Here is a 14,219-nt window from a genome sequence, read left to right on the forward strand (position 1 = left end):
CAAGAAGGTGCAAACTTCGCTGAAATTAAAGATACTTTAGACGCTGCAGTAGAGAAAGCTAAAGCGGAAGAAGTGATTGAGGATGCAGCTGAAGAAGCATTAAAAGATGAGATAGTAAAAGCTGAACTAGTTGCTGATTTACCAGACTCCATCCAAGCTACTCTTAATCAAGCAATTGAAAATGCAAAAAATCTTGTGGGCAAGCCAGAGGCTTCTGCACAAGATTTTATTGAAGCCAAAGATGCACTTGAATTAGCCGTGAAAAAAGCTCAAGTAGCGAAAATAGAATATGACAGTGTCATCATTAAAGCAGTTGATAATGATACGAAACTTGTATTTGATACAATTAAATTACCAGAGGAAAATGAAGAAGAAGGTATTATTTATTCTCTTAAGGATTCTTACCCAGATAAAACTGTCGAGGGATATTTAGTAAAAGCCACTGGCTTTGGTGTTGCTGATATTGGTGTGGGATCAGGAGCAGATGTTGGTGTCTTAAATTCAGTATTTTCATCTGAAGTTGCCGACCCTAAAACTCTAGTAAGCAAAGAGGGAGTTTACCTCACACTCAAAGTCGTCGAAGGTACTAAGCACGAGTTATCACTAGAGGGAACTGCTGGCGGTATCAAAGTCGGTCAGACTTTTGACTTGAAAGTTGAGAAGAAAATCCCAGGAACTGATCAATGGGTTGTTGTACAAAATTATGATGATTGGTTGACTGTAGCTTTCTTAGGTGGAAAAAAACAAGGTCAAATTACGCTTGATGAACAAGGCGAATATCGTATCTCTTTGGTGAATAATGGTGGTGTTAGTGCACTCGGTGGTGACGGTTTAGGTTTGTTAGATCATAAATTGTACGATTTTACCAAAGCAGTAGATTTTAGCGGCTCTATATCTGGGAATCTGATTCGTGATGTTAATAATGGATCTGAAAATACAGATTCGGAAAATGGTCAAGACGTTTACGATATTAATCGTACGCCAGTATTAAAGAGTGTATCTATTGATGGAGTGGAGTCTCAAATCATTGATGGCTTAACGACAGTCCAAGGTAAATTCGGTGAGTTTGTATTTGCTCAGGATGGTACTTACACATATACCGTTGATTCAAGCAAATTGAACTCATCTGAACAACTGGCTGTAACTGAATTATGGGGTCAACAAGAGATCATCTCTTATACAATTGTAGATCCGCAAACAGGTAAACCATCTACAGCGAAACTGACAATTGATATTGCACAAAAAATTAAGGAATTGGACATTGAATTCCAAGAGGTATTGGTCAATATTGTGAATTCTGAGTCAAATTACATTAAAGATAATCCTGCGTTTAAGACAACGTATGATCAAGGCGGTGTAATCAGTGTTGGTGTGGGACCAATCGCAGGTATTAATGTTGCCGAAATTAAAAATCCACTTGAAATCGATGTTAAAGAAAATGAGATTCACAATATTTCATTAAGTTCGGAAGCGGGTCACGTCATTGGTTTGGGATCAATGCAAGTTGATCTTCAGGTATACAAATTTAATGATTTAACCCAACAATGGGATCTATATCTTCAAAAAGAAGAATGGTATAGAACAGTCGCGTTGGTAACTGGTGCTGGAAAGTCTAACGAAAACATGAATCTTGTTTTGCCTGAGGGTAAATACAAAGTATTCCTTTCAACAGAACAAGGTGGACTGAGTGTTGGAGATATTTTACGTTTAAAAGTTGATAGTTACACTGTCGAAACTTTTAAAATGGATGGTGGTTTATCAGCTGAAGGTCAACTTGGAAATGAATCTACAGATGGATTTGTAGTGTATCAAGTCAATGGCAAACCAGTTCCAAGTTCAAAAGAGGTTCAAGGTAAATATGGAAAGCTCATTGTCAAAGATGATGGCAGCTATGTTTATCAATTGAATGCTGATCATTCAGGTAAAGTCGGAGATGTGGATACATTCACTTACGCATTGAAAGGTCCGAATAATGAAATCGTCACTTCTACTTTAAATGTCAAACTTAGTGATCTTAATTTCTCTAATCCGACTTCACAAGATTCAAAAGTTACAGTAGATAATGAAACTATTGTTGCAGGGAATGAAAATTCTGGTTCCACGTCTGGTAGTGGTAAAAAAGTGATTGTACTTAACACCTTTGATATTAAAAATCATAGTGTTCTGGAAATTGGTGATATTTTATTGTCTTCAAAAATTCAAAGCCTCAGTCAGCAAAGTGGTTCTTATAGTGTTTATCTTCGCAAAAAAGGTGATAGTTCAAGCAAAATTTCTTTAACTGATGAATTTGGAAACCCTGTTAATGAGGCTAATGGAGCTAACAAGATTTCAAATGATAGAACACAATTTGAGATCAAAAATATTAATCTCCAAAATTTAGAAGCTGGTGAATATGAGTTAGTTTTAGAGATAACCCCACCAGGTTCCTATGTTGTTAGCTATGATGTGACGTATGGTGAATCTAAGATTTATGTTCTAAATCCTGAAGCTTATAAACCAGAAATTATAAACTATACTGTTAATTCAGATGGAACAATTGCATTTGTTAACAGAACCGCTCAAGGCAACATACTGAATGACCAATCAAAAGATCTGTTAGAAAACTCTTACATTTACAATGGTGATAGTCAGTCAAATGTCACGGTCGAGTTTGGTGGAAAAAAACTGCAATTGACGGACAGTAAAACTGATTATGTATTAAATAATGAAAATGTGGTGAATTCTACAGCAGAGAATTATTTAATGGTATTTGGACAATATGGAGATTTGAAAGTATTTGTAGATGGTACTTATGAATATATTCGTAAAGCAGAGTTTAATTCCGATTTAAATGATTTTGAGTGGAAATACGGTACAGAAGTATTTGAATACACCGTCACAAGTATCAATGGAACGAAAAAAACCGGTGTAATTGAAATCAATGTAGGTGTCGATTTCAAAGGTTCGCAATACAATGAAACTGTTACAAGTACTGCTGGTGATGACACTTTCACATTAGGTGCTGGTGCTGATACATTAATCTTCGACGTACTTGAGAAAGCCGATGATGCAACAGGTGGAAATGGTTTTGATATGTGGTCAGATTTCGAAGCAGGTGTCGATGTAATTGATGTATCTAAACTATTTGTTGATGCTAACACTTCAAGTACATTCTCAACACAATCTATTGATCAAGTTGCGGAAATCTTAAGTAAATATATCACTGTTAAAGATTCTGTAATTTCAATCGATCGCGATGGTGAAGGTACACAATTTGAAGCTACTCAATTGCTGAATATTGGTCCTCAAAATTCAGATCTGACTTTGGAGCAGTTACTTCAAAACGGTCAAATCATTTATTAATTCTTTAAAAAACGCATACTTCGGTATGCGTTTTACAAAAAAAGGCGAAACATTGTTTCGCCTTTTTTATGCCAATTTAATCTTTTAATTTAGGAGGAAAACCATCTTCAGTCAAAACTTCAGTGATTTTTTCAAAGCTATATGTTGTACGAATATCAGCAATTTTGTTGGCAACATCTACATTGACGCTTGCATTAGGATCAAGTGACAATACAGATGCAGTGACACCTTTAGCACAACCCGAACAACTAATATTTTCAATAAATAATTTCATAATAACCTCTTGCGTTAGTTAACATCTATCACTGTCACGATTGAATATGTTCAATTTTATTCAGAATACTGCAGTTTGAAGTCGAATCATTAGAGCACATCTGACTCGCAGCCTTTAATTTTAAAATCATTGATTGCATCGAATGAATTTGTTCTGTCAAAAAATGGATATGTTGATCTGTAATTTTTTTCACATCAGCACTTTTTCTGTCAGGATTTTTCCAAAGCTCAACTAAACTTTTGATTTGATCGATCGAAAAACCAAGATCTTTAGCATGTTTAATAAAACTTAAAGTCGAAAGGTCTTGCTCTGTGTAAACACGATAACCGCTAGCGCTTCTGATCGGAACAGAAATGAGATCGATTTTTTCGTAATATCGAATCATTTTAGCAGTTAAGCCTGAACGTCGTGCTAATTCGCCAATATTCATGATCTTTCCTTTATTTTAAGCTGCTAATTTAATTTCAAAGTTTTGAGTCTTAAGGCATTCGCTAATACAAATACCGAAGAAAGTGCCATTGCGATTGCGGCTAAAACAGGTGAGAGCAGGATACCAGTCAAGGGGTAAAGTACGCCTGCAGCAATCGGAATCAGACAAATATTGTATAAAAAAGCCCAGAACAGATTTTGATGAATATTTCTAATGGTCATTTCGCTCAATTTGATGGCTTTAGATAAGTTATTCAAATTTGATGACATTAAAATAAGGTCAGCCGTTTCAATGGCGACATCTGTACCTGAACCTATCGCAATACCGACTTGAGCTTGCGCAAGTGCAGGAGCATCATTAATCCCATCACCAACAAAAGCAACATTTCCATATCGCGTTTGAAGGGTCTCAACGATGTTTAACTTTTCATGTGGTTTGACCTGTGCATAAACTGCATTGATATTGAGTTGATTCGCCACATATTGCGCTGCATTTTGATGATCGCCAGTAATCAAAGCAATGTGCTTGTCGTTCTTTTTAAGTTGAGCCATAACCTCGTAGGTTTCAGGTCTTAATTGATCCGTGATTAAAATAATTGATGCAAGCTCACCATCGATGGAGACCGCGATGGGTGTTTGAGCTTCATCTAGTAATCTTTGATGGTGAGAGAGTGCATGAGAAATCTTTGCATTTTCTCGAGTAATAAATTCTACAGATCCAATTTTAATATCCTGACCATTCAATTGTGCTTGAATGCCAAATCCTGAAATACTCTTAAATTCTGAAATTTCGATCATCTTTACATGATGATCGGATGCATATTGAACAATCGCTTTAGCAATTGGGTGCTCGGAATGATATTCAACGGATGCAACAGTTTGTAGAACCTGTTGATGTGTAAATGGTGCGAAAATCTCGATATGACTAATCGCAGGTTGCCCTATTGTTAATGTTCCAGTTTTATCAAATGCAAATGTTGAAATTTCTCGAAGTTTTTGAAGTGAAGTCGCATTTTTAAATAAAATTCCGTGTTCAGCAGCACGTCCCGTCGCAACCATTATCGACATCGGGGTTGCAAGTCCCATCGCACAAGGGCATGCAATAATCAAAACAGAAACGGCGTTAATCAAAGCATAGCTCAGATTAGGTTCAGGTCCAATCACCAGCCACGCGATGAAAGTAATCATCGAAATCAAGAGGATAACTGGAACAAACCATAAGGTGACTTTATCGACTAAAGATTGTATGGGGAGCTTTTGTGTCTGAGCATTTTGAACCAACTGAATAATTGAAGATAAAATGCTACTTTCAGAAGAATGTTTGGTTTCAATGACAAGAAATCCATTTTGATTGAGGGTTCCACCAACAACTTCTGAACCCATCAATTTGTGGATTGGAAAAGATTCTCCACTGATCATTGACTCATCTACAAAGCCTTCACCTGAAATAACCACGCCATCTACAGGAATTTTTTCACCAGGCCGAACTTCAACCTGCATACCGATTGTAATTTTATCAATCGATATATCTTTAGTCTGGAGGTCAGATACTCTAACTCGCGCTGTTTTAGGTTGTAAGCCAATCAGATGTTGAATCGCTGCAGAAGTTCGACCTTTAGCTCGTGCTTCTAGATATTTGCCTAACAAAATAAATGTAATAATGAGTGTTGCAGGCTCGTAATAGATATGTACTGACTGTTGTGGCAATAAACTTGGAAAGAACGTAGCAACAATAGAATATAAATAGGCAGCTCCTGATCCTAAACTCACCAAAGAATTCATGTCAGGATGTAAATTTATCAGTGACTTGATACCTTGTGTGAAAAAATGCCGTCCAGGTATAAAAATAACTAAAGTCGCAAGAATAAATTGGAATAACCAACTCTGATTTTGACTGATGTAAGTACTTATAAAATGATGAAATGAAGGCAAGAGGTGCGACCCCATTTCAATGATAAATATAGGTAAACTGAGTACAAGTGCGATAATAAAATGCTTGAGAATTTTTTTTGATTCAAGTTCGCGATCTGGAAGTGCTGTGATTGCTTTTTGTTCAAGTACAGCTTCAAACCCTGATCTTTCAATTCGCTCAATAACTTGATCAACAGGAACTTGATAAAGTAGATCAATGCGTGCTGTCTCAGTCGCCAAACTTACTTGTGCTGCTAATACACCAGGTATTTTTAGTAAAGAACGTTCAACTCGACTCACACATGCAGCACAAGTCATGCCTAAAATTTTTAATTTTATTGTTGCCCATTTTTTAGTGTTAAAACCTGTTTTATTTACGGCTTGAATGATTTGTTGATTTTGTACATCTGTTGTTAACTCAATTTGCGCTATTTCAGTGGCGAGATTCACACTGGCATTTTGAATACCTTCGACTTTTTTTAATGAGTTTTCAACTCGGCTTACACAAGCAGCACAGGTCATTCCTTCAATTTTGATTTGAATAGATTTAGTTGAAGTAGATGACATACTTAACTCCATATGCTGATTGAAATAAGGTCATGATCATTCTAAACCTTCCCATTGTGGTAAGGTCAATAAGATTTGTTTCTTGTTTCATCATTACTGATTGGAATCCAAATTAGGCGTATGTTCTTTCCTCACTTAAATTAAAAACAATATTCCAAAAATCCATTTAAATTGAATAAATTTTCTTAAATAAAAAATCATCAAAACAAATCAGAATAAAAAATAACCATCAAAAAGAATTATCGATATGATCTAAAGCATTCAATTCAATTGATTAACAATCTTCAAAATTTCAGATATTTATAAAAAATGGGTAATGATATGAATGATAAATTAAGTTTTGGTTTATTCGCGATTTTATTGAGTACTAATGCGCACAGCGCAGATTATAAATGGAAGATAAGAGGTGCGATTAGCAATATTGATCCCACATCTTCTCCAGGTAGTATTTTTAATCGAACAGCACCCGTCACAATAGATGATGCTTGGGGAGTCACTGGTACGATCTCTTATTTTTATACACCAAATATCGCATTTGATGTATTAGTCGGTTTGCCACCAGAGCATAAAATTAATGTTGCTGGTAATGAAGTCGCAAAAACAAAACATTTAGCTCCAATTTTCAGTGTGCAATATCACTTCTTACCCAATGAAAAGTTACAACCTTATGTGGGTCTGGGCTTAAATTACACCTATTTTTTTAATGACCGATTATATAGTGGTGATAAGTTCGATCTCTCAGATTCTTTTGGTTGGGCTGGTCAAATAGGCGTAGATTACCAATTGAACCCTCAATGGAGTGTTGGTACTGATATCCGATATGCGGATATCAAAACTGATGTAAAAGTAAATGGAGAAAAGGTAGGAAGTGTGGATGTAGATCCAACGGTGTATAGTTTAAATATCGGATATAGATTCTAAATATTAGGGTTTAAAAAAGGAGTCAATGCTAAGACTCCTTTTTTATAAATATTAACAACAACTTTCAATTAGCCGTAGATGATCCCAGTAACACCAGTTACGATCATATCAATGGCAATCGTACCGATAAGCAATGCAGCAACACGACCCACGATATCTACATATAAGTCGATATAATTAGAATATTTATGCTGTAAATTATCATGCAAATATTTCATTAATATCAAAAGACTACAGGTTAAGAATAAGGTCATAAAGATGACTGTGATCGTCTGCCATAAACTTAATTGAATGCCTGTAATCACAGATGCAGAAATCGTTCCTGGACCGATCATAAATGGCATGGCGATCGTACCAGCCAAATGGTTTGGTGCTCCACGCATGACCCCAATCGTATCAGCACCTTCAAATACATAACGATAACCAATCACCAAGAAAATGATCCCACCAAAAATTTGGAAAGATTCAAATCGTGCATGAAGTACATCATTAAAAAAAGCTTCACCTGTTTTAGCAAAAATGACAAAAACCACAAAGCTAATTAAACTACCTTGGATCAGCGCCATATTAAAAACTTTTGCATCTGAATTTCGAATAATCCCAAGCATATAAATGCTCATTAAAAAGGGATTAAGCAACGAAAAAAATAGAGCAAAGGCGTTTAGACTTTCTGACATGGTCATTTTCCTTGTTTAGATGAGCTACTACTAACTAAATGTCACGATCAGGAAATTGTGGACGTTTACCTGGACTGATGCGGTTAATATGAAGGTACATCATATGACGTTCATATTTGTCCAAAATGTCGTTAATCACTTGTTCTTTGTTGTAACCGACTAAATCATTACCTTGCGAACCTTCAAACAAGTAACTTTCTAAACGATAGTAATAACGCTTTGTTCGTTTAGCACGGGTACTAAAGTTAGGGGTGTCATAACGAACGGGCCAAATCTCATATACGAAATTTTCTTCTTCATTCAAGTGAATAATGAGGTCCAAATGATAAAGCTCAGCATTATCTTCAAGAGGCTTAGTATTCACATCGACTTTGACACCTTTGGATAAAAGTTCCTGTGCCACGGCATCCATTGCAGGTTTACACACATCATCTAACATTTTTAATGTTTGTTCATGGCTAGGATGCAGCATTACGCGACTGAGTCGCTTTTTCCAATTGAGAATATCCACATTGCCCACGACTGGCACGGCATTTAAGCTAGTACTGGCTTGTCTGAAATCTTCCAATCTCAAGGATTTGTATAAACCCGCCATCACAAAGAATATGACAAAGCTAAAAGGCAGACCCATGATGATGGTTGTGTTCTGTAAGGCAGTAATACCATTTGCCATCAGCATCGCCAAGGTGAGTAAACCAATGGCTATAGCCCAAAATACGCTGAGCCATCTTGGAGAGTCATGCTCGATATTGGTGAATTTTGTCGTGAAATTACCCAAAACAAGAGCGCCTGAGTCTGCAGAAGTAACGTAAAATAATAATCCTGTAATTGTTGCTATACCGGCTAAGAAGGTAAAACCAGGATATTGTGCAAGTAGGTCATAGAAACCATGCGCTGGATTTTCTAAAACGGTTGTTGCGAGTTGCGCATTGCCATCAAAAATTACATTGTGAAGCGCACTATTTCCAAAGATGGATAGCCAAGTCAGTGTAAATAGTAGAGGAATAATCAATGTACCAAATACAAATTCACGAATGGTACGACCACGAGAAATACGTGCTAAAAACAGACCGACAAATGGCGACCATGCAATCCACCAAGCCCAAAAGAAAAGCGTCCAACTGTTCATCCATTCTTTAGGTTGTTCGAATGGAAAACTCATTAAACTCAATTTCGGGAATTGACTGAGGTAATCACCTAAATTTTGGATTAAGCCTGCGAGTAAGAATTCTGTATTACCAATCAAAAGAATAAAGAGGAGTAACCCAATCGAGACATAGATATTGATTTCAGAAAGTACGCGAATCCCTTTATTCACACCTGCCGTTACTGAGATGACAGTAATAACCACTGCGATCCCGATTAGACCAGCTTGAATCCACAAATTTTCAGGTAGATTGAAGAGAACATGAAGACCATAATTGAGTTGTACGACACCAATACCACAGGTAGTCGCGATACCAAAAATTGTACCTAAGACGGCTGCTGTATCTACAGTATGACCTATAGGGCCGTTAATTTTTTTTCCAAAAATAGGGTAGAGAGCTGAACGGATCGTAAGGGGAAGGTTATAACGATAACTGAAGTAACCTAAGGCTACACCAACCAATGCATACATGCTCCAACCAGTTAAACCATAATGAAACAAGGTCCATACCATAGACTGACGTGCTGCTTCAAAGGTTTGTCCTTCGCCCACAGGTGGGTTCATGTAATGCGATAAAGGTTCAGCCACGGAAAAGAACATGAGATCAATACCAATACCCGCAGAAAAGAGCATTGCAGACCAACTCAATAAACTAAATTCAGGCTTAGAGTGTTTAGGTCCTAATTTAATTTCGCCATATCGAGAGCATGCGATAAATACAATAAAGACAAAATAGAGTGTCGCAGCCAACAGGTAATACCAACTAAAGGTTCTGCTTACCCAATTGAGGGTTTGTGTAATGACGTTATTAGCAGCTTCATTAAACAAAATTGTGGTGATCGAAAACAAAAGTATCAATGATGCTGATACATAGAACACGACCTTATTCAAACTATCCTGCGTTTGATCATTTTTGTTATGCATAAATCAGTGACCATTCAATGAGTAATGAAATGATCTACAGCGCAGTTCGATTTATATCCTGATAGAAGCTTGCTTGATCCACAATTACAAACTTTTGCAAATACAAAACAAACTGAGCTGTACATCATGGAAGTAATAGTACTATAATTTTTATTAATTGAACGTTCAATTAAAAAAACGTTTACTAATGTTACAGCGTTCTTATTGATAAACGCTGATTATAATCTCCTGTAGGTTTAGGTCATCTTATGCCAAAAGTTGGTATGCAACCCATTCGTCGTCAACAATTGATTGATGCCACTCTCTCCACTGTGAATGAGCTCGGTTTTGCTGATGCATCCATTCAACAGATCGCGCAAAGAGCAGGTGTCTCCACGGGCATTATTAGTCATTATTTTGGTGGCAAGAATGGATTGATTGAGGCAACCATGCGCTATTTACTACAGCAACTTGGAGAAAGTGTAAGGGATCTAAAATCAGAGGTTGGGCATTCTCCAGAAGATCGTTTAATGGCGATTGTTAAAGCGAATTTTGCAACTCCTCAGACCAATCAAGCCGCGATGAAAGTATGGCTCGCGTTTTGGGCTATTAGTTTGCATCAACCCGATCTACAACGATTACAGCAAGTGAATCACTGTCGGCTACATTCAAATTTAAAACATGAGTTTTTAAAACGTTTAAGCCCCATAAAAGCTGAACAAGCAGCCCAAGGGTTGGCCGCATTAATTGATGGGTTCTGGTTAAGGGGCGCATTAACAAGAAGTGAGATTGATACCGATCTTTCTATCCGTCTTTGCCATGCCTTTATCCAGCAGCAACTTACACAATAATTTTTAATATTTACTATATCTGAGGCTAATCGTATGAATAAATTCCCGTTACAACGTCCTTATATTCATGGACAATTCGTCGATGCTCAATCAGGTCAAACTTTTGATTCGATTAATCCAGCCACGGGTCAAGTTCTTGCGACCATTCAAGCATGTTCTCAACAGGATGTGGATCAAGCCATTCTATCTGCCCAACAAGGACAGAAAATTTGGGCAGAAATGACTTTTATGCAGCGTTCAAGAATTTTAAATAAAGCTGTAGCTATTTTACGTGAAAGAAATGATGAACTTGCCACCATTGAGTCCTTAGATAGTGGGAAAGCCTATAGTGAAACATCGACTGTAGATATTGTGACAGGTGCTGATGTACTCGAATACTACGCTGGAATTTTACCTGTACTCGAGGGTCAACAGATTCCTTTAAGAACAGATTCATTTGTCTATACACGCCGTGAACCTTTGGGAATTGTAGCTGGTATAGGAGCATGGAATTATCCAATTCAAATTGCTTTATGGAAGTCAGCACCTGCTTTGGCGGCGGGGAATGCAATGATTTTCAAAGCCAGCGAGATTACCCCATTAACAGCCTTTAAATTGGCAGAAATTTATACCGAAGCTGGAGTGCCAGATGGGGTATTCAATGTTGTAACAGGGGGCGGTGATATTGGTGCCTATTTAAGCCAGCATGTAGATATTGCGAAAATTTCATTTACTGGTGGTGTGAGCACTGGAAAAAAAGTGATGGCTCAAGCTGCTGAATCGAGTCTTAAAGAAGTCACGATGGAGTTGGGTGGGAAGTCACCATTAATTATTTGTGAAGATGCTGATTTAGACTTAGCTGCAGATATTGCAATGATGGCAAATTTCTATAGTTCTGGACAGGTATGTACGAATGGGACACGAGTGTTTATTCCAGAATCATTACAGCCAAAATTTGAAGAAAAGCTATTAGAACGTATTCCTTATATCCGCTTAGGTAATCCGCTCGATCCAGAAACAAATTTTGGACCAGTATCTAGCTTTGCGCATATGAATAAAATTTTGGCATTCATCGATTCTGCTAAAAGCGATGGAGCACGTTTAGTGTGTGGTGGTTCTAGAGCTACAGATGATCATTTAAAAAATGGTGCTTTTATACTGCCTACAATCTTCAGTGATTGTCGAGATGAGATGACCATTGTTCAAGAAGAAATCTTCGGTCCTGTGATGAGTATTTTGACATATACATCAGAAGAAGAAGTGATTCGTCGCGCTAATAATACTTCTTATGGATTGGCTGCTGGCGTGGTTACCCCTGATATTGTCAAAGCACATCGAATCATCCACCAAATTGAAGCAGGTATATGTTGGATCAATACGTGGGGTGAATCGCCAGCTGAAATGCCAGTCGGTGGCTATAAACATTCTGGTGTAGGAAGAGAGAATGGTTTAACGACTTTACAACACTACACGCAAATCAAATCGGTACAAGTGGAATTAAGTCCATTTCAATCTGTATTTAAAGCCTAAGGAGAACACTATGACATATGATTACATTATCATAGGTGCAGGTTCTGCTGGGAATGTACTTGCAGCGAGACTCACCGAAGATCCAGATATTAAAGTTCTGCTCCTTGAAGCGGGTGGTCCTGACTACCGTTTAGATTTTAGAACTCAAATGCCTGCTGCTTTGGCTTATCCTTTACAAGGTCGACGTTATAATTGGGCATATTTGACTGATCCAGAACCACATATGAATAACCGCCGTATGGAATGTGGACGTGGTAAAGGTTTAGGTGGTTCATCATTAATTAACGGTATGTGTTATATCCGTGGGAATGCCATGGATTTAGAGCAATGGTCTCAAATGAAAGGACTCAGTCATTGGCGCTATGCTGAATGTTTACCTTACTATAAAAAAGCAGAGTCTAGAGATATTGGTGCAAATGAATATCACGGTGATCAAGGCCCAGTAAGTGTTGCTACGCCAAAGTCAGACAATAATGAGTTATTTCATGCAATGGTTGAAGCGGGTGTGCAAGCTGGATATCCACGTACGGATGATTTAAATGGATACCAACAAGAAGGCTTTGGTCCAATGGATCGTACGGTGACACCTCAAGGCAGACGTTCCAGCACCGCTCGTGGCTATTTAGATATGGCTAAAGGTCGTCAGAATTTAACGATTATTACGCTTGCCACAACCAATCGAATCTTATTTGAAAAAAAACAAGCTATCGGTGTTGAGTACATTCTTGGTCAAGATGCAACTAATTTACGCAAGGTCTATGCTGAGCGAGAAGTATTGCTGTGCGCAGGTGCTATTGCATCACCTCAAATTTTACAGCGTTCAGGGGTAGGAGCTAAGTCATTATTAGAGTCACTGGATGTAAAGGTTGTGCAAGATTTACCGGGAGTGGGTGAAAATTTGCAAGATCATTTAGAAATGTATCTTCAATACCAATGTAAGAAGCCCATCAGTCTTTACCCTGCATTAAAATGGTATAATCAACCTAAAATTGGCGCTGAATGGCTGTTTTTGGGTAAAGGAATTGGTGCAAGCAATCAGTTTGAAGCAGGTGGATTCATCCGCTCTAGTGATGAGTTTGAGTGGCCGAATCTCCAGTATCACTTTTTACCAATTGCAATTAACTACAATGGTACCAATGCAATCAATGAACATGGTTTTCAAGCACATGTTGGATCTATGCGATCGCCGTCAAGAGGAAGAATTCGCTTAACCTCGAAAAATCCTTTTGATCATCCGAGCATTTTATTTAACTACATGAGCACTGAACAAGATTGGCGCGAATTCCGTGATGCAGTGAGAATTACACGAGAAATTATGCATCAGCCTGCACTAGATCAGTATCGAGGTAGAGAAATTAGTCCAGGTTCAGCATTAAAAACAGATCAGCAAATTGATGAATTTGTAAAAAATCATGCAGAAACAGCGTATCATCCTTCGTGTAGCTGTAAAATGGGTGAAGATGATTTATCTGTTGTAGATGGTTACGGTCATGTTCATGAAATAGATGGGTTGCGAGTGGTCGATGCTTCTATCATGCCGCTGATTATTACTGGTAACCTCAATGCAACGACGATCATGATGGCCGAGAAGATTGCAGATCACATTCGTAATCGACCTGCTTTAACCCCTTCAGATGCACCATTTTATCGTGCAGAAACTTCACCCTCATTTTCTTAATTATAAATTT

The 14,219-nt window shown here is 37.7% G+C and carries 10 protein-coding genes; 5 read left to right on the top strand and 5 right to left on the bottom strand.

Going from position 1 to position 14,219, the window contains the following annotated elements:
* A partial coding sequence (locus AC1M9D_RS07475) for a type I secretion C-terminal target domain-containing protein (protein ID WP_481611852.1) occupies nt 1-3,342 on the top strand: 3,342 nt, incomplete at its 5' end.
* 76 nt (nt 3,343-3,418) lie between these two features.
* Here AC1M9D_RS07475 and AC1M9D_RS07480 read toward each other — a convergent pair.
* From AC1M9D_RS07480 to AC1M9D_RS07490, 3 genes are read right to left on the bottom strand one after another with little or no spacing between them, the layout of a single operon-like run.
* Entirely contained in the window at nt 3,419-3,616 is a 198-nt protein-coding gene (locus AC1M9D_RS07480) for a heavy-metal-associated domain-containing protein (RefSeq protein ID WP_481611853.1), read from the bottom strand.
* 34 nt (nt 3,617-3,650) lie between these two features.
* Nucleotides 3,651-4,046, bottom strand: a complete 396-nt coding sequence (gene cueR, locus AC1M9D_RS07485) for a Cu(I)-responsive transcriptional regulator (RefSeq protein ID WP_035268660.1) — start codon at nt 4,044-4,046, stop codon at nt 3,651-3,653.
* 23 nt (nt 4,047-4,069) lie between these two features.
* The gene (locus AC1M9D_RS07490; RefSeq protein ID WP_481611854.1) at nt 4,070-6,535 is read right to left on the bottom strand and encodes a heavy metal translocating P-type ATPase; all 2,466 of its coding nucleotides are present in this window, start codon (nt 6,533-6,535) and stop codon (nt 4,070-4,072) included.
* A gap of 309 nt (nt 6,536-6,844) precedes the next feature.
* Here AC1M9D_RS07490 and AC1M9D_RS07495 point away from each other — a divergent pair, with 309 nt between their 5' ends.
* The gene (locus tag AC1M9D_RS07495; RefSeq protein ID WP_481611855.1) at nt 6,845-7,444 is read left to right on the top strand and encodes an OmpW/AlkL family protein; all 600 of its coding nucleotides are present in this window, start codon (nt 6,845-6,847) and stop codon (nt 7,442-7,444) included.
* A gap of 68 nt (nt 7,445-7,512) precedes the next feature.
* Here the strand turns inward: AC1M9D_RS07495 and AC1M9D_RS07500 are convergent, their stop codons facing one another.
* Nucleotides 7,513-8,121: a MarC family protein gene (locus AC1M9D_RS07500; protein ID WP_481611856.1), complete on the bottom strand. Its 609-nt coding sequence runs from the start codon at nt 8,119-8,121 to the stop codon at nt 7,513-7,515.
* Nucleotides 8,122-8,155: 34 nt separating this feature from the next.
* On the bottom strand, nt 8,156-10,192 hold the full coding sequence (locus tag AC1M9D_RS07505; protein ID WP_481611857.1) for a choline transporter: 2,037 nt from the start codon (nt 10,190-10,192) through the stop codon (nt 8,156-8,158).
* A 248-nt stretch (nt 10,193-10,440) separates the two neighbouring features.
* On the opposite strand from AC1M9D_RS07505, the gene betI reads away from it, so the two are divergent.
* The 3 genes from betI to betA are packed head-to-tail and all read left to right on the top strand — an operon-like array spanning nt 10,441 to nt 14,209.
* A complete protein-coding gene (gene betI / locus AC1M9D_RS07510) occupies nt 10,441-11,022 on the top strand; it encodes a transcriptional regulator BetI (RefSeq protein ID WP_481609663.1) in 582 nt (193 codons plus the stop codon).
* A gap of 33 nt (nt 11,023-11,055) precedes the next feature.
* Nucleotides 11,056-12,531 (top strand): betaine-aldehyde dehydrogenase, encoded by a 1,476-nt coding sequence (gene betB, locus AC1M9D_RS07515; RefSeq protein ID WP_481611858.1) that lies wholly within the window; start codon nt 11,056-11,058, stop codon nt 12,529-12,531.
* Nucleotides 12,532-12,541: 10 nt separating this feature from the next.
* Nucleotides 12,542-14,209, top strand: coding sequence for a choline dehydrogenase (gene betA / locus AC1M9D_RS07520; RefSeq protein ID WP_481611859.1), 1,668 nt, complete (start codon nt 12,542-12,544; stop codon nt 14,207-14,209).
* Nucleotides 14,210-14,219: the final 10 nt, after the last annotated feature.

The sequence above is a fragment of the Acinetobacter sp. ANC_7682 genome, assembly GCF_056779795.1.